Annotated in this window: 22 protein-coding genes; 11 read left to right on the forward strand and 11 right to left on the reverse strand. The window is 72.3% G+C overall.

Going from position 1 to position 19,433, the window contains the following annotated elements; translation table 11 throughout:
- Nucleotides 1–5: 5 nt before the first annotated feature.
- The 3 genes from HNR22_RS13375 (at nt 6) to HNR22_RS13385 (ending at nt 2,662) form a co-directional block, all read left to right on the forward strand.
- Nucleotides 6–1,181 (forward strand): hypothetical protein, encoded by a 1,176-nt coding sequence (locus tag HNR22_RS13375; RefSeq protein WP_179783541.1) that lies wholly within the window; start codon nt 6–8, stop codon nt 1,179–1,181.
- The gene (locus HNR22_RS13380; protein WP_179780648.1) at nt 1,154–1,867 is read left to right on the forward strand and encodes a response regulator transcription factor; all 714 of its coding nucleotides are present in this window, start codon (nt 1,154–1,156) and stop codon (nt 1,865–1,867) included. Before HNR22_RS13375 ends, HNR22_RS13380 begins: the two co-directional genes overlap by 28 nt.
- 72 nt (nt 1,868–1,939) lie before the next feature.
- Nucleotides 1,940–2,662 (forward strand): hypothetical protein, encoded by a 723-nt coding sequence (locus HNR22_RS13385; protein WP_179780649.1) that lies wholly within the window; start codon nt 1,940–1,942, stop codon nt 2,660–2,662.
- On the opposite strand, the gene HNR22_RS13390 is transcribed toward HNR22_RS13385, so the two are convergent.
- The 5 genes from HNR22_RS13390 to HNR22_RS13410 form a co-directional block, all read right to left on the reverse strand.
- Complete coding sequence (locus tag HNR22_RS13390) at nt 2,544–3,524, reverse strand: GlxA family transcriptional regulator (RefSeq protein ID WP_179780650.1); 981 nt, start codon at nt 3,522–3,524, stop codon at nt 2,544–2,546. The genes HNR22_RS13385 and HNR22_RS13390 overlap by 119 nt on opposite strands.
- A gap of 4 nt (nt 3,525–3,528) precedes the next feature.
- Nucleotides 3,529–4,137, reverse strand: coding sequence for a cysteine hydrolase family protein (locus tag HNR22_RS13395; protein ID WP_179780651.1), 609 nt, complete (start codon nt 4,135–4,137; stop codon nt 3,529–3,531).
- A gap of 79 nt (nt 4,138–4,216) precedes the next feature.
- Nucleotides 4,217–4,969 (reverse strand): lysophospholipid acyltransferase family protein, encoded by a 753-nt coding sequence (locus HNR22_RS13400; RefSeq protein WP_179780652.1) that lies wholly within the window; start codon nt 4,967–4,969, stop codon nt 4,217–4,219.
- Nucleotides 4,970–5,062: 93 nt separating this feature from the next.
- Nucleotides 5,063–7,123, reverse strand: coding sequence for an amylo-alpha-1,6-glucosidase (locus tag HNR22_RS13405; RefSeq protein ID WP_179780653.1), 2,061 nt, complete (start codon nt 7,121–7,123; stop codon nt 5,063–5,065).
- Nucleotides 7,123–7,494, reverse strand: a complete 372-nt coding sequence (locus tag HNR22_RS13410) for an SCP2 sterol-binding domain-containing protein (protein WP_179780654.1) — start codon at nt 7,492–7,494, stop codon at nt 7,123–7,125. The genes HNR22_RS13405 and HNR22_RS13410 overlap by 1 nt, the downstream gene beginning before the upstream one ends.
- A 196-nt stretch (nt 7,495–7,690) precedes the next feature.
- On the opposite strand from HNR22_RS13410, the gene HNR22_RS13415 reads away from it, so the two are divergent.
- On the forward strand, nt 7,691–8,797 hold the full coding sequence (locus HNR22_RS13415; protein ID WP_179780655.1) for a winged helix DNA-binding domain-containing protein: 1,107 nt from the start codon (nt 7,691–7,693) through the stop codon (nt 8,795–8,797).
- Nucleotides 8,798–8,873: 76 nt separating this feature from the next.
- Here the strand turns inward: HNR22_RS13415 and HNR22_RS13420 are convergent, their stop codons facing one another.
- Nucleotides 8,874–9,290: a CBS domain-containing protein gene (locus HNR22_RS13420; RefSeq protein ID WP_179780656.1), complete on the reverse strand. Its 417-nt coding sequence runs from the start codon at nt 9,288–9,290 to the stop codon at nt 8,874–8,876.
- Nucleotides 9,291–9,554: 264 nt separating this feature from the next.
- Between HNR22_RS13420 and HNR22_RS13425 the strand changes: the two genes are divergently transcribed.
- Nucleotides 9,555–10,136 carry a nucleotidyltransferase family protein gene (locus HNR22_RS13425; RefSeq protein WP_179780657.1) on the forward strand — a complete coding sequence of 194 codons (582 nt, stop codon included), beginning with the start codon at nt 9,555–9,557 and terminating at the stop codon, nt 10,134–10,136.
- Between the two features lie 18 nt (nt 10,137–10,154).
- Here HNR22_RS13425 and HNR22_RS13430 read toward each other — a convergent pair whose 3' ends face one another.
- The 4 genes from HNR22_RS13430 to HNR22_RS13445 all read right to left on the reverse strand — a co-directional run bounded on the left by HNR22_RS13430 (nt 10,155) and on the right by HNR22_RS13445 (nt 14,574).
- On the reverse strand, nt 10,155–10,595 hold the full coding sequence (locus HNR22_RS13430) for a PPOX class F420-dependent oxidoreductase (RefSeq protein WP_179780658.1): 441 nt from the start codon (nt 10,593–10,595) through the stop codon (nt 10,155–10,157).
- 130 nt (nt 10,596–10,725) lie between these two features.
- Entirely contained in the window at nt 10,726–11,751 is a 1,026-nt protein-coding gene (locus HNR22_RS13435) for an aspartate-semialdehyde dehydrogenase (RefSeq protein ID WP_179780659.1), read from the reverse strand.
- Between the two features lie 193 nt (nt 11,752–11,944).
- Nucleotides 11,945–13,288 (reverse strand): M16 family metallopeptidase, encoded by a 1,344-nt coding sequence (locus HNR22_RS13440; protein WP_179780660.1) that lies wholly within the window; start codon nt 13,286–13,288, stop codon nt 11,945–11,947.
- Entirely contained in the window at nt 13,285–14,574 is a 1,290-nt protein-coding gene (locus HNR22_RS13445; protein WP_179780661.1) for a M16 family metallopeptidase, read from the reverse strand. Before HNR22_RS13445 ends, HNR22_RS13440 begins: the two co-directional genes overlap by 4 nt.
- Before the next feature lie 100 nt (nt 14,575–14,674).
- Here HNR22_RS13445 and HNR22_RS13450 point away from each other — a divergent pair, with 100 nt between their 5' ends.
- Nucleotides 14,675–15,418 carry a phosphodiesterase gene (locus HNR22_RS13450; RefSeq protein ID WP_179780662.1) on the forward strand — a complete coding sequence of 248 codons (744 nt, stop codon included), beginning with the start codon at nt 14,675–14,677 and terminating at the stop codon, nt 15,416–15,418.
- Here HNR22_RS13450 and HNR22_RS13455 read toward each other — a convergent pair.
- Nucleotides 15,385–15,603: a hypothetical protein gene (locus tag HNR22_RS13455; RefSeq protein WP_179780663.1), complete on the reverse strand. Its 219-nt coding sequence runs from the start codon at nt 15,601–15,603 to the stop codon at nt 15,385–15,387. The genes HNR22_RS13450 and HNR22_RS13455 overlap by 34 nt on opposite strands.
- A 272-nt stretch (nt 15,604–15,875) precedes the next feature.
- Between HNR22_RS13455 and HNR22_RS13460 the strand changes: the two genes are divergently transcribed.
- From HNR22_RS13460 to HNR22_RS13480, 5 genes are all read left to right on the forward strand, one after another.
- Nucleotides 15,876–16,970 (forward strand): 3-deoxy-7-phosphoheptulonate synthase, encoded by a 1,095-nt coding sequence (locus HNR22_RS13460; protein WP_179780664.1) that lies wholly within the window; start codon nt 15,876–15,878, stop codon nt 16,968–16,970.
- Between the two features lie 291 nt (nt 16,971–17,261).
- The gene (locus tag HNR22_RS13465; RefSeq protein WP_218907802.1) at nt 17,262–18,143 is read left to right on the forward strand and encodes a helix-turn-helix domain-containing protein; all 882 of its coding nucleotides are present in this window, start codon (nt 17,262–17,264) and stop codon (nt 18,141–18,143) included.
- Nucleotides 18,144–18,188: 45 nt separating this feature from the next.
- On the forward strand, nt 18,189–18,872 hold the full coding sequence (locus HNR22_RS13470) for an SDR family NAD(P)-dependent oxidoreductase (protein ID WP_179780666.1): 684 nt from the start codon (nt 18,189–18,191) through the stop codon (nt 18,870–18,872).
- 76 nt (nt 18,873–18,948) lie between these two features.
- The gene (locus HNR22_RS13475) at nt 18,949–19,182 is read left to right on the forward strand and encodes a hypothetical protein (protein ID WP_218907803.1); all 234 of its coding nucleotides are present in this window, start codon (nt 18,949–18,951) and stop codon (nt 19,180–19,182) included.
- Between the two features lie 23 nt (nt 19,183–19,205).
- Complete coding sequence (locus tag HNR22_RS13480) at nt 19,206–19,400, forward strand: hypothetical protein (RefSeq protein WP_179780667.1); 195 nt, start codon at nt 19,206–19,208, stop codon at nt 19,398–19,400.
- The last annotated feature ends 33 nt before the right edge of the window (nt 19,401–19,433 follow it).

The following is a 19,433-nucleotide window of genomic DNA, read 5'->3' on the forward strand; positions in this document are numbered from 1 at the left end:
ACACCATCGGCGCACCGCAGGCACCGGACCGGACCAGCGTGCCGGCCCCCCGGGAGCCGGTCCCCACCGAGGGGCTCGCCGCGCCGGCTGCCGTCGCGCAGGCCTCCGACCGGGGTGCCCGGATCGCCGCCGTCGCCATCGCGCTGGCCTGGCACGTCGCGATCGGGCTACCGGCGGTGTGGGCCGCCCGCGCGGAGTTCGCCGCGCCGGCGGTGGTGCTCGGCGCCTGGGCGCTGGTCGCGGTGACCGGCGCGGTGGCCGGGGTACGGCTGCTGCGCGGCGCACCGCTGCCGCCGTGGCCGTTGGCCGCGCTGCTGCTCGCCGTCGACGCGGCCGTCTTCGCAGCGGTCGGTGAGCGGCAGTTGTTCGCCGCCGCCAACTGGGTGTGGGGCACGCTCGGCTGGTTCTTCGTGCTGGCCCTGTGGGGCCGGCGGGTCGTGGGGCTGATCGCGCTGCTGACCACGCACGCGTTGATCGCGCTGGTCGCCGTGCTCGGGCACGGTCCCGACCCGGTCGACGTGGCCCGCTACGTGATGTACGTCTACGGCACGTTCTCGCTGCCGGTGGCGGTGTTCGTGGGCAGCACGACGATCGTCTCGCTGGCGCGCGAACGCGCCGCCGTCTCGGCCGCCGGCCATACTATGGCGGCGGAGCGCGACGCCGCGGAGCGTGGCCTCCGTGACCGTCGGGACCGGCTCGCCCTGGTCAGCTCGGCGGCCGGGCGGGTGCTCGGGGAGTTGGCCGCCGGCCAGGCCGACCCCAACGACCCGGAGGTGCAGCGCCGCAGCGTGCTGGCCGCCGCCCGGCTGCGCCGCCTGATCGCCGAGTCGGACGACGTGCCCGACCCCCTGCTGCACGAGTTGCGGGCCGCCGCGGACCTGGCGGAACGCAACGGCCTACCGATCGACCTGGTCACCATCGGGACCCCACCACCGTTACCGGTGGAGATCCGACGCCGGCTGGCCGACCCGCTCACCGGCACCCTCGCCGACGCCGAGGGCTGGGCTCGGCTGACCGTGGTCTCCGGCCCGGATGAGGTGGTGGTCAGCCTGGTCACGCCGGACCGGGAGGGGCCGGAGGCGACCGGCCCGCCACCCGGGGAGTACGACGATGGGCAGGTGCAGCACCTCTACGAACGGGACGGGTACATCAGATGGGCGCAGACCCGGTGGCAGCGATGACCGGCGAACGGCCGATCGGTGTGGCGATCGTCGACGACCATCCCGTCGTGGTCGAGGGAGTTCGCGCCTGGCTCGCCACCGAGCCGCGGCTGACCGTGCTGGCCACCGGCGACGACCCGGACGAGGTGCTGCGGGTGGCGCCGGACGCCGACGTCGTCCTGCTCGACCTGAGGCTGCACGGGCGGATGGCGTTGGACAAGTTGGCCGAGCTGAGCGCCGCCGGGCGGCGGGTCGTGGTCTATTCGGAGCACACCGACCCGCAGACCATGCTCGCCGCGCTGGACGCCGGGGCGGTGGCGTTCCTGGCCAAGCACGAGGGGCGGGAGCACTGCGTGGCGACCGTGCTGGCCGCCGCGAGCGATCGCCCGTACGTGCCGCCGGCGCTGGCCGGAGCCATGGTCGGCGACCCCCGGCCGGACCGGCCGATGCTGTCCGACAAGGAACGTGAGGCGCTGCTGCTCTGGTTCCAGTCGATGTCCAAGGCGTCGGTGGCGCGCCGGATGCAGATCAGCGAGCACACGGTGAAGCAGTACGTCGACCGTGCGCGGATCAAGTACACCCGGGCGGGGCGGCCGGCCGCCACAAAGGCGGCACTACTCGCCCGCGCGATCGAGGACGGCCTCGTCCGCCCGGAGGAGATCGGCATCTACCGGTCACACGCGGCGCACGACCGGCCGACCCCCTAACAGGCGTCATGACAGCGGCCCGCCGATCCGACAGGCTTCAGCACACAGCCAGCTGATCGGGAGGTCGTGACGATGCACGCCGACGCGTCCCCCTTTTTCATCGGTCCGCACCGGTTCGACGCCCCGGACAACGAGGTGGGGCCGACCCTGGATCGCCGCTACAACCTGCGTCCGGTGCACGGCGAACGGGTCCTCGCCCGCCACCGTCTGCTGGTCGCGGGCTACCTGCTCGGGCCGAGCGAGACACGGCGCCGTTGGCAGCTACCCGAGCCCGTCGCGGTGACCGTCACCGACCAGCGGATCTGCTGGGTGGGCAGCGGCTCCCACCTGTCGCTGGTCGCCGACGACCTGCCCCGGGCGCGGCCACCCGCGCGGCTGAACGGCCTGATGAGCGGGCAGATCCGCTGGCAGTGGCCGTCCCGGCTGGAGCTGCCGGTCGCCGAGCAGGACGAGCCGTCGCACCTGTTGATCGTCTGCGACGCGCTGCGCACCATTCAACAGCCGGCACTGGCCCTCGGCGGCCCGGCGGGAGAGGTGGTGGCGTTGGCCCGGCAGGTCCGCCGGGCGGTGGCCATGTTCCGGCTCACCCGACCTGAACTGGTCGACCTGTCGGCTCAGGAGCGCGACGTGCTGCTGCTGCGGGCCGGCCCCGCCCTGCTCGCCGGTGACACCCGGGTCACGCTGCCCGGCTCGTTGCCGGTCGAGTTCCACTCCCGGGACGACTACTACCGCTCGGGGCCGGAGCCGAGTTCGTGGCGCGGGCTCGCAGGCGGCGCAGCATCCGGGCATCGCTGAAGCCGACGGTCCGCGCGGCGGCTTCCACTGTCGTGCCGTGGCCGATCAGGTGCTCGGCACGTTCCACCCGCAGCACCTGCTGGTAGCCGAGCGGGGTGAGCCCGGTGGCCGCGCGGAACAGCCGGGTCAGCGTCCGTTCCGCCAGGCCGCCGGCAGCCGCCAACTCGGCCAGCGGCAGCGTCTCGGCGTACCGGCTGTCGATCAGATCCTGCACCCGGTGCACCGAGTCGGACAGGTGGGAGCGGTGCCGCATCATCGCGCTGGCCTGCTGCTCGTGCCCGTTGCGGCGGGCGTAGACGACGAGCGTGCGGGCGATCTTCGCGGCCGTCGACGGGCCATGCCGGGTGGCCACCAGGTGCAGCGCCACGTCGATGCCACTGGCGATTCCGGCCGAGGTGACCACCCGGTCGTCGACCACGTACAGCACGTCGCGGATGACCTGGGCCGCCGGGTGCCGGCGGGCCAGGTCGTCCTGCACCTCGTGGTGGGTGGTGCAACGTCGACCGTCGAGCAGCCCGGCCCGACCGAGGGCGTACGCCCCGGCGCAGATGCTGGCCACCGTGCCACCGGCACGATGGTGCCCGGCCAGCCGCCGCAGGTCGTCGGGCGACACCGGCCCTTGCGGCCCGTGCGCCGCCGGCCGCCAACCGGGCACGATGACCAGGTCGTCCGGGGCCAGCTCGGGCCACCGGGTGTCGGCGACCAGGGGTACGCCCTGCACGGTGGTCACCTGCTCCCGCTCGGCGACGTAGTGCAGCCGGTAGTCGAGACCGAGGTCGGCGGCGCTGGAGAAGACCTGGGCCGGCCCGGCGAGGTCCAGCAGGTGCAGCTGCGGGACCAGCAGGAAGACGACCCGGGTCATCGCGTCAGCTCCGGGTGCCGGCGAGGGCCGCGCCGGTCACCTCGTCCACGGTGCGGATCGTCGCGAAGCGGCCCGCCAGCGCGTACTCGGTGCGGGTGACGATCTCCTCGTTGCTGAGGGTGCGCGGGTCGGCCAGGATCTCCGCCACCGTGGCGGTCTCCGGCAGGTCCCGGTGCGGGATGGGGAAGGTCAGCGTGGCATCGGTGACGAACGTCATCCGGTAGCCGAGGTCGGAACCGACCCGGGCGGTGGTCTCCACGCACTGCTCGGTGCGGATGCCGCAGACGGTGATGTCCTGGATGCCCGCGTGGGTGAGCACCTGCTGGAGGTTCGTGGTGGTGAACGCGTTGTGCGCGGTCTTGACCAGCGTCGGCTCACCCTCGGCCGGGACCAGCCCGTCGATCAGCCGCACATGCCCGAGGGCACTGTCGAACAACCCGCCGGTGCCCGGCTCGGAGTGCAGGACCCAGACCACCAGGTCGCCGCGCTCGCGGGCCGCGGCGACCAGTCGTTCGACCTGGCGCACCAGGTCGGGGTTGGAGCCGTACGCCCAGATCGGGCGCTGACGGAAGGACTCCTGGACGTCGATCACGACGAGTGCTGCTCTGCTCATGTTCCGATCCTGACCGGACGAGGACCGCGCCGGCAGACACCATCACGCCCCGGTGCGGAACGATCCGGCCACGTCGGCGTCAGGCGCTGGGGGTGCGCTGCTCGGCGGCGGCGTCCAGAACGGCGGCCTCCTCCGGCGTCGGCGCGCTGCCGCCCAGGTGCGCGGGCAGCCACCAGGTGTCGTCCGGGCCGGCCGGGGCGTCCGGGTAGTCCCTCTGGGCCCGGTCGACGAGCGCGCTGAGCCGGGTGGTCAGCTCCTCGGCCAGCACGTTCGGGTCCGGGAAGTCCGCCGGGTTGATCGGCTCGCCGACCAGGATGGTGATCGGGGTGTGCCGGCGGGTCAGCGTGCGCGGGCGGCCCTTGGTCCAGAGCCGTTGGGTGCCCCACACCGCGACCGGCAGCACCGGCACCTTCGCCGAGCGGGCCATCCGGACCGTGCCGCTCTTGAGCTCCTTCACGGTGAACGACCGGCTGATCGTCCCCTCGGGGAAGACACCGACGACCTCGCCACGCTTGAGCGCGTCCACCGCGGCCCGGAACGAGGCAGCGCCGGCCTGCCGGTCCACCGGGATGTGCTTCATCCCGCGCATCAACGGGCCGCCGATCCGGTCCGCGAAGACCGACTGCTTGGCCATGAACCGGACCAGCCGCCCCGAGGGGTTCGCGCCCAGGCCGGCGAAGATGAAGTCGAGGTAGCTCACGTGGTTGCTGGCCAGCACCGCCCCGCCGGTGCGGGGTACGTGGTGGGCGCCCTCGATGGTGATCTTCAGGTCGAGGAGACGGAACATCGTCTTGGCGGCGGCGATAACGGGCGGGTACACGAGCTCCGGCATCCGCAGAATCTACCCTGCCAGCCTGTGGTTCGGCTGGGTGGCGACCGGCGGCGACGCGGGTTGCGCGCCGCCGCCGGTTCGTCGGCCGGTCGCTCAGTCGGCGAGCTTGTCCAGGTCCAGTCGGCCCCGGGCGAACGCGTCCACCCGGCCCCAGCGACCCGGGATGTCCAGCACCTCGATCCGCCCCATGCCCACCGGCAGCCGTGGCTCGACAGACAGGTGACCCTCGTGTGGCTCCAGACCGAGCATGGTCCGCAGCAGCAGCAGCGGGGTGCCGGTCGACCAGGCCTGCGGGCTGCACGCCGTCGGATACTCCACCGGGAACTTGGTCAGCTCCCGGGGATAGCCACCGAACGCCTCCGGCAACCGGCCATCGAAGTACGTGGCCGCGTCCAGGATGCCGTTGGCGATGGTGGCGGCCTCCTCGGGAAAGCCGTACCGGCGCAGACCCCAGGCGATGAAGGAGTTGTCGAACGGCCAGATCGTGCCGTTGTGGTAGCCGATCGGGTTGTACCGGGCCTCCCCCTCGGCGAGGGTGCGCACTCCCCAGCCGGAGAAGAGCCGCGGCCCCACCAGGTGGGCGGCCAGCTTCTCCGCCCGCTCGGGTTCGACGATCCCGCTCCATAGCAGGTGGCCGATGTTCGAGCTGAGGACGTCGCACTGACGACCGTCCGGGTCCAGGGCCAGGGCGTAGAACTCGCCGTCGGCCACCCACCAGTCCCGGTTGAACCGCTCCTTCAGGGCTGCCGCCTCCCGCTCCAACTGGTCGGCGAACTCCGGGTCATCCCAGAACTCGCGGGCCAGCCGGGCCGCGCGGACCTTCGCGTCGTACGCGTACCCCTGCACCTCGCAGGTGGCCCGCGGGAACGGCGGCAGGGTGCCGTCACGGTAGGAGATCGAGTCCCAGGAGTCCTTCCAGCACTGGTTCTCCAGGCCGGTGTCGGTGTTGCGTCGCTCGTACCAGATGTAGCCGCTGCCGACCAGGTCGGCGTAGTTGTCGATCCACTTCAGCGCCGCCCGGGACTCCCGCTCCAACTCCTTGACCAGCGCGACGTCCCCGGTCCACCGCTCGTACTCGTCGAGCAGCACGACGAACAGCGGTGTCGCGTCCACCGAGCCGTAGTACGGCGAGTGGGGTTGCTCCTCGAAGGCCGCGGTCTCGCCGTAGCGCATCTCGTGCAGGATGCGCCCCGGGTCCTCATCCCGGAAGTCATCGAACCGGCTGCCCTGCAGGGAGGCCAGGATGCGCAGCGTCGTCTTCGACAACTGCGGGGTGAACGGCAGCGTCTGAAGGCAGGTGAGGATGCTGTCCCGGCCGAACATGGTCATGAACCAGGGCAGACCGGCGGCCGGCAGGACGGCGCCGCCCAGCGACAGCGGCGAGAAGCGCAGCGCCGCCAGGTCGATCAGGCTGCGCCGGTACGTGGCGGCCACCCGGCCGTGCTCGCTGTTGACCTTCGGGGCGTCAGCGATCCACTGCTCCAGGTCGTGCTGGAGGGCGAGCCGCTCGTCGCCGTGCACGCGCAGCCCGAAACGCAGGTCCCGGCCGCCCGGGCCGACGGCGTGCGTCTGGACGTCGATCGAGGCTTCCCACTGCTCGTTGGGCTCCAGGTGCACCGTGTACACGAAGCCCTTGCTGTCGTACCGGGGGGACATCGACGAGGAAATGACGGTCTCGCGCCGGAAGTTGCCCCGGCTGTACCCCAACCGCAGCCGGTCCGACTCGACCTCGGTGTAGATCTCGCCCTTCTTGTTCACGATCTCGTCCTTGACCTGGAACAGGTCGGCGAAGTCCGACGCCGCGTCCATCCGGACTTCCAGGTCGACCGGCTTCTCGTCGTGGTTGAGGATGGTGAGCTGCTCGCAGAAGCTGCCACCCACCGCGCGCTCGCGGATGATCGACAGCTTCGCGTCCACGTAGTGCGTGGCCATCCCCGGGACGAGGAAGAACCGGGACTCGAAGTACTGGAGGTCGTCGAAGGAGAGCGAGTTCAGCCGCTCGCCGTTGACGGTCAGCACCCAGGTCGACAGGAACCGGGTGTCGATGGAGAACAGTCCGGTCGGCTCGCTCGGTGTCGCCTCGATGTCACCGGTGTCCTCGCAGACGACGAACGTGTTGCCGTCCAGGATCCGGATCGTGTTGCTCTGCCCCATCAGTCCGCCTCCCCCACGAAACGCCGACGGGGTCCACGGGCGTCCGGGGAACCCGGGAAGATCCGCTCCACCTGTACGACGAGACGAGCGTCCCCCAGCACCGTCATGTCCCCGCGCAACAGCGCTGCCAGGCCGTGTTCGCGACCCGAGGCGATGTCGTCGAAGAGCACCGGGCTCGCCCCGATGACCGTGTCGGCCTCCTGGTCCTCCTGGCTCACGTCCAGCCGGCCGCGGTCGATCCTCAGCAGCCAGTGCCGGGTCTGCGCCCCCTCGTGCAGGTCGATACGCACTGTCCCGGAGGTCTTGGCCAGCAGGGGTTCGTACCCCCGCCGGTCCAGGTCCTCGAAGAACCTCGTGGTCGCGTCCACCATCGGGTCCACTCCTCCCAGTTGCCGGGCCCGGGGTCCCACCCAGCGCGCTCGCGTGGCGCGGCCGGCAGGCGTTGCACGTCCCCGCCCGGGTCCCCGCCTGTTCCCCGGTCAACCTCGCCCGGATCGGGTGAGCCGCCGGGCGGCGTCGGGCCAGCGCGGTAGCGTCCCGGACGGGACGTGCGCGACGGGAGGGCACATGACCGGGCAGACACCAGAGGTCGGCCGGCGGCAGGTGCTGGCCTACCGGGCAGCGGCCCAGCAGCTCGACCGCTCCGGCGGCCCTCGTCCGGGCGACCTGGCCGTGCTGGGTCTCGGCGTGCAGGACACGCCCTACGGCACCGCGCGGCAGGCACTGGCGGCGCGCGGCGCGACCGGGCCGGACGACCGCCTGGAGCTGGTCTGGTCGATGCGCGGTGCCCCGCACCTGCACCGCCGGGCCGAGCTGCCGGCGCTGGCCGCGGCGATCTGGCCGCTCAGCGACGCCGACGCCACCCGCCGCATCCCGGGCCAGATCGGCGCGGGTGCGCGGCTCGGGCTGGCAGCCTTCCGGGCCACCGCCGAGGCGTTCCAGTCGGTGGTCACCACCGAGTTGGAACGCGGCGTGGTGAGCCGTGCCGTCTCCGATCGGGTTCCCACCGAGCTGACCTACGACTGCCGGGTGTGCCAGGCCCGACACATCTCCGGTTCGGTCTTCCAACAGGCCGGGCTCGCCGGTGGGGTGCGCCTCGTGGTGTCCGGCCGCGCCGCCCGGCTCGCCCCACTGCCCGAGCGCACCGACCCGCCGGCCGCCGCCGCGCACACCGCCGAGCTGGTCACGACATACCTGCGGCTGCTCGGCCCGGCCACCCCGGCCGACGCCGCCGGCTTCCTCGGTTCCTCGGCGACGGAGCTGCGTCGGGTCTGGCCGACGGGCCTGGTGGAAGTGCGGGTCGACGGGCGACCCGCCTGGCTTCCGGCAGACGCGGTCGAGGCGCTGACCAACGCGCCGCCGCCCCGGCTGGTGCGGCTGCTGCCGCCGGGCGATCCGTTCCTCGCTGGTCGCGATCGTGACCTGCTGGTGCCCGAACGCGAGCACCAGAAGCAACTGTGGCGAGCCATCGGCAATCCGGGCGCGCTGCTGGTGGACGGGGAGGTGACCGGCACCTGGCGGGCACGGCAGGCCGGAAAGAAGCGACTGGAGCTGACCGTCACCCCGTGGACGCCGCTGTCCGCCCGGGTCCGACGCGACGTCGACGCCGAGGCCGCGACGGTGGCCGCCGCTCGTGGGGTCACCGACGTGCGGCTCCAGTTCGACCAGTCCTGATCCCTGAGTCCGGTCCCCGACACCGCAGCGCCGGCCTCCCCCCGAAGGGGAGAGCCGGCGCGCCCGCGGCGGACGGTCAGTTGTTTGGATCGTCGGCGCTGATGTCCGCGAGCACCGACTGCGGTTCACGCTCGACCGCGAGGTCACCCATCGAGATCAGGCCGACAAGACGCCCGTCGTCGATCACCGGGAGCCGGCGTACGGCGTACGTACGCATCAGGTCAGCGGCGGCCACCACGTCGTCGTACTGGCTCACCGTGATCACGTCGCGGGTGGTGATCTGGTTGAGCTGCGTCGAGCCCGGGTCCATGTTCTCCGCGACACCTCGGACCGCGATGTCCCGGTCCGTGACGATGCCGACCACGCTGTCGCCGTCGGTCACCACCACATCGCCAATCGCGCTGTCTCGCATCTCCTGCGCGGCGGCGATGAGCGTGTCGTTGCCGTCCATCGTCACCAACCGGGTCGTCATGAACTCTCCGACCGTTGTCATGGTGCTCCCCTCTCGGTGTCGGCACGGCCCGTCTACCCGCCGCCCCGGAGGGGGTAACGCCGACGGCTCGCCGGGCTGTCCGTGGCGGTGCCGCAAACGCCGCAGTCCGTCAAATCCACTTGCTGGTCAGGGTGGAGAAGGTCGGCAACAGCAGGAGGATCACCAACGCGAACAGCGGGCTGGCGAGGTATCCGACGAGAATCGCCAGCGCGTGCCCCGTACGTCCGTTTCCGCCGCCTGGTGCTGCTTGCCTACGGTGGGCAGATGACGACGGGCGAGCAGGAGTTGCGGGAGTTGGTCGCCGGCTGCGCCTGGCTCACCCGGGCACTGACAGTGGTGCGTGACTCCGGGCTGCCGGACGCCTGGATCGGCGCGGGCGCCCTGCGCGACCTGGTCTGGGGCGAGCGGTACGGCGACGGGTTCGACCCGGCGACGGTCCGGGACGTGGACGTGGTCTTCTTCGACCCGACGAGGCTGACCCGCGACGACGACCACCGCGCCACCGCCCGCCTGACGGCGGCGTGGCCCGAGCCGCCGTGGCAGGCACGCAACCAGGCGGCGGTGCACACCTGGTACGCGGCGAGGTTCGGCGGCGACCCGATCGAGCCGTACCGCAGCGTGGCCGAGGCGGTGGCCACCTGGCCGGAGTATGCGACGGCGGTGGTCGTCCGGCTGGACCCGACCGACCGCCTGGAGGTCTGCGCCCCATACGGTCTGGCGGATCTGCTGGGCGGGGTCTGGCGGCACAACCCGGCCCGGGTGGACGTGGCCCGGTCCCGGCAGCGGTTGGCCCGGCACCGACCCGCGCAGCGCTGGCCGGGGGTGACCGTGATCGAACCGGGCTGACCGGAGGCGGCAGGCGCGTCAGCCCCGGGGCGGCATCCCGTAGATGCGCTCCACGTGCAGGCGCAGCACCAGCCGCGCCTCGTCGACCATGGCCTGACGGTATTCGTCCCAGTCGGGGTGGTCGCCGCGCAGCCCCCGGTAGAGCGCCACCAACTCCTCGACGGTCTCGTCGCCGGGCTCGGCGGCCGGCGCGGTCAGCTCGGCGCGGCACTCGACCACCGCGTACGCCCAGCCGTCCTCGCTGCCGACGTGGAAGCTGGCCCGCGGGTCCCGGCGCAGGTTGGCGGTCTTGGCCCGGCCGCCGGTGACCGAGACCCGGATCAGGCCGGCGTCGCGGTCGAAGGAGTAGACCACTGTGGACAGCTGTGGCCGCCCGTCCCGCTTGATCGTGGCGAGGACGCCCATCGAGCGCCCGGCGACCAGATCGGTCAACGCCTGCTGGACGCGGTCATCCGGCACGGTTTCCTCCAGGTGGGGCGATCGATCGGACTCGCCCCATCCAAGCACGACCGGCCGATCGTCGCAGCAGGCCGCCGGAACGGGACCGGGCCCCCGCCGACGTGCGGCGAGGGCCCGGTGACGGCGACGGTCAGCGGCGTTCGGCGGCGACCAGCTCGGCGAGCTGCACCGCGTTCAGCGCGGCGCCCTTACGCAGGTTGTCGTTGGAGCAGAACAGGGCCAGCCCGTAATCCGCGGTCTCGTCGGCGCGGATCCGTCCCACGTACGTCGGGTCCTGGCCGGCGGCCTGCAACGGCGTCGGCACGTCGGTCAGCGCCACACCGGGCGCGTCGGCCAGCAGCTCGTGCGCGCGCTGCGGGGTGAGCGGCCGGGCGAACCGGGCGTTGATCTGCAACGAGTGACCGGTGAAGACCGGCACCCGGACGCAGGTGCCGGACACCTTCAGGTCGGGGATTTCGAGGATCTTGCGGCTCTCGTTGCGCAGCTTCTGCTCCTCGTCGGTCTCGAACGAGCCGTCGTCGACGATCGAGCCGGCCAGCGGGAGCACGTTGAAGGCGATCGGCTGGGTGAACGAGCGCGGCGCGGGAAACTCCACGGCTGAGCCGTCGAAGGCCAGCCCCGCGGCGTGCTCGGCGACCTTGCGGACCTGCTCGTCCAGCTCGGCGACGCCGGCCAGCCCGGCACCGGAGACCGCCTGGTACGTGGAGACGACCAGGCCGATCAGACCAGCCTCGGCGTGCAGCGGGCGCAGCACCGGCATCGCGGCCATCGTGGTGCAGTTGGGGTTGGCGATGATGCCCTTCGGGCGGTCGAGGGCCGCGTGCGGGTTCACCTCGGCGACCACCAGCGGCACCTGCGGGTCCATCCGGAACGCCGAGGAGTTGTCGATCACCACGGCGCCGGCCTCGGCGACCCGGGGTGCCAGCTCCCGTGCCGTGCCCTTACCGGCCGAGAAGAGCACGATGTCCAGTCCGGAGTAGTCCGCGGTCGCGGCGTCCTCGACTGTCACCTCACCGTCGCGCCACGGCAGCGTCCGCCCGGCTGACCGCGCCGAGGCGAACAACCGCACCTGCTCCGCCGGGAACTTCCGTTCCGCCAGCACCTGCCGCATCACGCCACCGACCTGGCCGGTGGACCCCACAATGCCGATCCTCATGCCCGCGAGGCTACCCAGCCCACCCCCGCAACCGGGAGCCCTTTCCCACGCCCCAGGCCCGCATCACACCCACCCCACGAAAAACCTCGACCCCACCACCCCTCGGTTGATCATGAAGTTATTGCCGCGACACGCCGACGCGGAGGGCGATAACTTCATGATCAACGAGGGAGGGCCTGGGTGCGTGGGCCGGTCAGGGGTTGGTGATCAGGTCGCCCAGGGCAGCTGCCGTCAGGTCGTCGCGGATGACCGCGGCGTCGCCTTCGATGACCAGGGTCAGCGCGTCCGGGTGCAGGTGGGCGGCCGCCGCTGCGGAGACCTGGTCCACGTCGGCGGCGAGCAGCGACTCCCGCAGGCGGGCGTGGTAGTCGTCCGGCAGGTCGTGCACCACCAGCGTGGTCAGCGCGGAGGCGATCGCCCGGGGGCTCTGCAACTCGACGGAGAGCTGCCCCGCCCGCCAGGACCGCGCCACCTCCAGCTCGTCCTCGGTGACCCCGCTGGCCTGGGTACGGGTGATCTCGCCCACCGCCTCGACCAGGGCCGGCGCGGTGACCGCCGTCTGCACGCCGGAGCTGACCGCGAACCGCCCGAACCGCCGGGACGACGCGAAGTCACCCCGGATGCCGTACGTGTAGCCGTGCACCTCGCGCAGCAGGTGGTTGAGCCGGGAGGTGAACGCCCCGCCGAGCACCGTGCCGGCGAGCGTCATCGGCACGTGGTCGGGGTGTGCCCGGTGCGGCGACGGGTGACCCAGTCGCAGCGTCGACTGCACCGAGCCGGGACGGTCCACCAGGATGATCCGCCGGCCGGTGTGCAGCGGCACGTCGAGCGGGCCGCCCCTCTCGGCCGGGCCGCCACCGGTGCCGGCGAACGCCGCGGCGGCCAGCGCGTCCAGGTCGATCCGGTCCAGGTCACCGGCGACGATCAGGGTGCCGGGGCGCAGGAACCACTCGGAGTGGAAGACCGTGACGTCCTCCACGTCCAACCCGGCGACCGAGTCCGGGTCGCCGTGCATCGGCCGTCCCCAGCGGTTCTCCGCGCCGAACAGGTCCGCGCGCAGCGCGGCGTCGGCGCGCGGGCCCGGGTTGGCCCAGTCCATCCGGAGCGCGGTCGCCTCGTCGTCGCGGACCCGGCGCACATCGGCGGGGTCCAGCTTGGGCGTCCGCACCGCCTCGGCGAGCAGCTCCACGGCCGCGCTGAGCCGGTCCACCGGGATCACCACGCTGGCCTGGAACGAGTCCCAGTCCAGCCCGGTCATCAAGGCGGTGCCGAGCCCCTCGACGGCGAGGGCGTACGCGGCGGCGTCCCGCTGCGCGGTCCCCTCCTCCAACGCCTTGGCCAGCACGCCGGACAGGCCCTCCTTGCCGACCGGCTCCTGGCCCGCGCCCACGTCGAGCAGCAGCAGCGCCACGGCGAGGTTCTGCCCGGGCAGGTGCGCGGCGACGACCTGGCCGCCGGCCGCGGTGCGGCGGACCACCGGCGGGAACCGGTACGGGCGGGCGGTGCCCGGGCCGGGACGGTCGGCGATCAGCGTCATGAGGTCTCCTCGGGCAGGTAGGTCAGGACCACCCGGTCGGTGGCGAGCACCTCGGCGGCGGCCTCGGCGATCTGCTCGGCGGTCACCGCGAGCAGGCCCGGCAACTGGTCGGCGATGCGGGCCGGGTCGCCGAACTGCGTGGCGTACCGGCCGAGCAGGTCGGCGCGGCCGTCCACGGTGGACAGCTGACGCCACCACCCGGTGCTGAGCAGCGCCTTGGCCCGGTCCAGCTCTGCGGCGGTGACCGGCACGGTGGCCAACTCGTCGACGACCTCGGCCAACCCCTCGGCCAGCCGCTCGGCGCTCACTCCGGGGCGGGCGGTGGCGGTGGCGATCAGCGGCGCCGGGGCGTGCGCGAGGTCCACCCCGTACGCCCCGACCAGGTCCGGCTGGGCGATCCGCTCACCGTCGGCGAGCCGCTGGTAGAGCCGGCTGCCTCGACCGCTGCCGAGGATGGTGGCGAGCACGGTGATCACGTTGTAGCCGGGGGTGCCGAAGGGGTAGCTGCGGTGGGCGATGTACACCCGGGGCGCCGGCACGTCGGCGCTCACCGACTCGACGGCCGTCTGCCCGGTGGCCGGGACGCTGCGGCCGTCCGGGGCCGACGGGATGTCGTCGCGCGCGGGCAGGGCGCCGAAGTACTTGTCGGCCAGCGCGAACACATCCGAGGCGGTGGCGTCGCCGACCACGGTGAGCACCGCGTTGTTGGGCGCGTAGTAGGTCTGGTGGAACGCCTGGAAGGTGGCGAGGTCGGCGGCGTTCAGGTCTTCCATCGAGCCGATCGTCGCGTGATGGTACGGGTGCCCTGGCGGGTAGAGCAGGGGCAGCAACCGCAGCCAGGCGTCCCCGTACGGGACGTTCTCGTAGCGTTGCCGGCGCTCGTTCTTGACGACGTCGCGCTGGTTGTCCAGCGTCTCCTGGGTGAGCGCCGGGACCAGGCCGCCCATCCGGTCGGCCTCCAGCCAGAGAGCAAGCTCCAGGTGCTCGGCCGGCACCGTCTCGAAGTAGTTGGTCCGGTCCGGATTGGTGGTGGCGTTGAGCGAGCCGCCGGAGCCCTGGATCAGCTTCATGTGCTCGGTCTTCGCCACGTTCACCGAACCCTCGAACATCAGGTGCTCGAAGAGGTGGGCGAAGCCGGTCTGCCCGGCCGGCTCGTGCCGGGAGCCGACGTCGTACCAGAGGTTGACGGCCACGGCCGGCGCTGTGCGGTCCTCACTCACCACCACGCGCAGGCCGTTGTCCAGTCGGGACGTCTCGATGGGCCAGGGGTAACCGCTGTCGGGCATGCCCCGACGCTATCCGATCTCGCGGGCGGAAAGGTGACGTGCGGTCGGTCGGCGAGCCGACCCGCCGCATCGGGGCCGCCGCGCGGGGTAACGGAGGGGCATGACTGTCACCACGCCCCCGTCCGCCGGCTGGGCCGCCACCGCCGTCGAACGCGCCAGCGCCGCGCTCGGCCGGCGGCGCCACGGCCGGCTGCTGCATCCGGCCGGTCACTCTTTCGTCGGCGACACGATGATCTGGGGTACGCCCGGACCACCCATCGGGGTCGGTCTGCTCGACGAGCCCGGCCGGTACCGGGCCACCGTCCGGATCTCCAAGGGAACGCCCACGCCTGGCAGCTGGCCGGACGTGCTGGGTCTCGCGCTGCGCCTGCACCGCGACGGCGAGCGTCCCTTCGACCTGCTGGTCAGTTCCAGCGGCGCGGCCCCGGTGCTGCGCAACCTGCCGCTGCCCCGACGCCGCTTCACCGGGACGTACACCACGATCATGTGTTACCGCGTGGGCCGGCGCCGGATCTGGCTGGCCGCACTGGCCGACCCCGACTCGGTCGCCCTGGGGCGCAGCCTGAGCACCGTGGCCGCCGCGACCCGGGCGGACACGCCGCGTCTGGTGCTCGCGGTCGCGTCCGCCGTGGGGTCGTGGCGGCCGGTGGGGCAGGTCAGCATCGGTGCGCAGCTCAGCGCCGAGGAGGACGCCGCGCTCGCGTTCGACCCGGTGCGCAACCTGCCACCCGAGCTGCGGGTGGCAGGTCCGCTGGCCTGGCTGCGCGAGCAGACCTACCGGGGGTCACGCCGGGCACGTGGGGCGACTGCTCAGTCCGGCGGCTCGACCGCGACCACCGTCTGATCCGAGGTACGACGTTCCAGCACGGTGTCCGGGGCCGCGTTCTGGTCCGCCTCGCGGACGTCCGACTCGGCGAGGATCGCCTCCGCCTGCGCCTCCGGGTCGTCGCTGCCCACTGCCTCCTCCTCGGGCAGGAGGTGGTGGGCGCGGGACTCCACCCGGTCCTGATCGCTCTGCTCGTTGGTCATGGCACCCCTGTTACCCCGACCTCGTCCCCGGCACGCTGCTTCCGCCCCGCATCTTGGGACGACGGCCGGAGGTTCCCGCCCGGTCGGGTACGCTGGCCCGGTGACGCGTTCCTATCGATGGTTTAGGCAGCCGGCTCGCCCGCCGGTGACTTCACCATGAACTGACGTCACCACGGACCGAGCCGGCTGGGCAGGAGCTGTCGTTCCTGCCCTTTTGCGTACGAGCAGCCGGCTCGTCCCGGGCACCGGCCCCGGGCACGGTCGGCGGAAGGATGCCCACCGTGACGACCCCGGAGACCAATCGGGTCAGCGATCAGCGGATCGACCGTGTCGTGCCGCTGACCACGCCCGCCCTCCTGCACCACGAGTTACCCCTGGACGCCCCGCTCGCCTCGGCCGTGCTGACCGGCCGCCGCGCGGTGGGTCGGGTGCTGGACCGCGAGGACGACCGCCTGCTGGTGGTGGTCGGCCCCTGCTCGGTGCACGATCCGGCCGCCGCCCTCGACTACGCGGAGCGTCTGCGTGGTGCCGCCGACCGGGTGGCTGACGACCTGCTGATCGTCATGCGGGTCTACTTCGAGAAGCCGCGCTCCACGGTCGGCTGGAAGGGCCTGATCAACGACCCGGGCCTGGACGGCAGCGGGGACGTCAACACCGGCCTACGGCTGGCCCGGGCGCTGCTGCTCGACGTGCTGCGTCTCGGCCTGCCGGTGGGTTGCGAGTTCCTCGACCCGATCACCCCGCAGTACATCGCGGACACGGTGGCCTGGGGCGCGATCGGTGCCCGCACCGTGGAGAGCCAGGTGCACCGGCAGCTCGCCTCCGGCCTGTCCATGCCGATCGGCATGAAGAACCGCCCCGACGGCAGCATCGGCACGGCCGTGGACGCGATCCGCGCCGCCGGGGTGCCGCACGTCTTCCCCGGCATCGACTTCTCCGGCACCCCGGCGATCATGCACACCCGGGGTAACACGGATGGGCACCTGGTGCTGCGCGGCGGCGGCGGCCGGCCCAACTACGACGCGGAGTCGGTCGCCGGCGCGCTCGACCTGCTCCGCGCGGCCGGGTTGCCGGAGCGGCTGGTGATCGACGCCAGTCACGCCAACAGCGGCAAGGACCACCGCAACCAGCCGAAGGTCGCCGCGGACGTGGCCGCCCAGCTCGCTGACGGGCAGCGCGGGATCACCGGCGTGATGCTGGAGTCGTTCCTGCTGCCGGGCCGGCAGGAGCTCGACCCGACCCGGGAGCTGGAGTACGGCCGCTCGGTCACCGACGCCTGCCTCGGTTGGGACGACACCGCCGAGGTGCTCGACCGCCTGGCCTCCGCCGTGCGGGCCCGCCGGGCCACCCTGCCGACGACGGTGTGACGGCTGCCACCCGAGGGCACGGAACACCGGCGGGGGTCGGCTCGTTGACAGGGGTGTCGGTGTGTCCAGTGTCCCCGGGCCTCACCTAAATAGCCTTCGCGGAATACCGTCCGGCTGGAGCCGCGTAGTGCCACTCGCCGAGAGGCGACCTGCACACCGACACCAGCGCCGCCCCCGACCCACAAGGTCGGGGGCGGCGCTGTCTGTAGGCGGACCACCAGCGGGAGCCAGGGGTGCGACAGACCCCCCGCTGGCCGCTGCGCCCGACCATACGATCGATTGGTGAGCGAGATGTCGAACGAGCTTGGCGCTTTCCTGAGTGCTCGGCGGGCCCTGGTGACGCCGCAGCAGGCCGGTATCCCCAACGCGGGCGTGCGACGCGTGCCGGGCCTGCGGCGCGAGGAGGTCGCCATGCTCGCCGGTGTCAGCGCGGACTACTACCTGCGCCTGGAGCGGGGCCGCGACCGAAATCCGTCCGTGCAGGTGCTCGAGTCCATCGCCCGCGTACTGCAGCTCGACGACGAGCACCTGGCCCATCTGCTGACGCTGGTCGCGGGTGCTCCCCACAGGCGCAGACGCCGGGCGCGCCGGGAGACGGTTCCGTCCGGTGCGCTCAAGCTCCTGGACTCCCTCGTGCAGCCCGCATTCATCGAGGGACGGTACTTCGACATCCTGGCCTCGAACAGCCTCGCCACAGCTCTTTCTCCAGGCCTCGTGGAAGGCGGCAACCAGCTCAGGGACCTGTTCCTGAACCCCGCCGAGCAGGCGCTGCACCCGGATTGGGAAAACATCACGGAGTGCTTCGTGGCGAACCTGCGACAGGCCGTGGGCACGGACATCGACGACCCCCGCTTCATCGAGCTCACCGGAGAGCTGTCTCTGGCGAGCGCCCGATTCCGTCAGCTCTGGGCCCGCCATGAGGTACGCGGCCAGCGCGGGACGCCGATTCGGATCGACCACCCACAGGTCGGCGAACTCGTCCTCAACCGGGAACGGCTGAGCATCGCCGGAACCGAGGGCCTGATGCTCGTCGTCTACCACCCCGACGCCGGCTCCGACAACGCCGAGAAGCTGGCTCTCCTGGCCTCCGCGGGCCTGCCCACAACCGCAGAGGGGGTCCTGCCAGACCCCAGGCTGAAGAGGGCTCCAGGTACGCCGGTGGAACGCGCATAGCGTTCGCAGCGGCCCTTTCGGGTCAGGTATTCGAAAGGAATGGGCATGACTGTCACGCTGATCACCGGAGCCAACAAGGGCATCGGCTTCGAGACCGCCCGACAGCTTCTGGAGCTGGGGCACGTCGTCTACCTCGGCGCTCGTGATGTCGAGCGAGGCGAGAAGGCCGCGGCGACGCTCGGGGCCCGCTTCGTCCAGCTCGACGTGACCGACGACGCATCGGTGCGCGGCGCACTGGCGACGATCGACTCGGACGAGGGCCGACTCGACGTCCTGGTGCACAACGCGGGCGTTCTGGAGACCGGGCTCGACGGCCCCGCCGCGCTGCGATCCTTCAACACGAACGCGGTGGGAATCGTCCGCGTCACGGAGGCGGCGCTGCCCCTGCTTCGCAGGTCGTCGAATCCCAACGTCGTCACCGTCTCGAGCAGCGCGGGATCATTCTGGGCGGTGAACAATCCCGAGCGGCCGGAGTACGGTCTGCCGCTCGCCCTGTACTCGGCGTCCAAGGCCGCGGCCACCATGCTGACGGTGCAGTACGCCAAGGCCCAGCCGGGCATCAAGTTCAACGCCCTCGAACCGGGCCCCACCGCGACCGACATGACCGCCGCCTTCGGCATCGGACGACCGGCGACGGAGAGCGCCCGACAGGTCGTACGCCTGGCGACCCTGGACCCGTCCGGGCCGACGGGGACCTTCCAGGACGAGGCAGGGCCACTGCCCTGGTGAGCACGTGTGGGAGTGGTCCGGAGGTGCCGGCACCTGGAACACCGGCGTGACGTTTGACCGATTCCGCCCCGGGTAGCTGATCGAGGTGACCGACGACGCATCCGTGTCCGGCGAGCCGGACACCCGGGCCCTCGACGACCTGCTCGACGACATCTACCGGGCGCAGGAGCGGGTCACCCAGGCCGAGATCTACCGCCGGGCGGTGGCCGCCGAGCTTCCGCCGGACCTGCTCGCCCGCATCGACGCGCTGCCCGAGGGCGAGTACGCGGTGGACGAGGCCAGCGACCTGCTGGGCGGTTCGATCGGGTGAGCGACCGCAGAAGGGACACCGACATGACCGACCACGAGACCCACGACGAGAAGATGCCGGCGCTGGGTCAGCCGCCGAACGGCAGGGACACCACGCCCGAGCCGGACTTCGCCAACGAGCACGACAAGACGGCGGTGGACCGGGACATCATCACCGGGGCGGACGAGGACGAACGGGAGCCGGAGTCGCCGCACGGCTGGTCCGGCATGCAGCGCTGAGACGTACGACATTCGACAGCGGGGGCCGGCATG

It is taken from the genome of Micromonospora jinlongensis, assembly GCF_013410645.1.
Lineage (GTDB): Bacteria > Actinomycetota > Actinomycetes > Mycobacteriales > Micromonosporaceae > Micromonospora > Micromonospora zamorensis.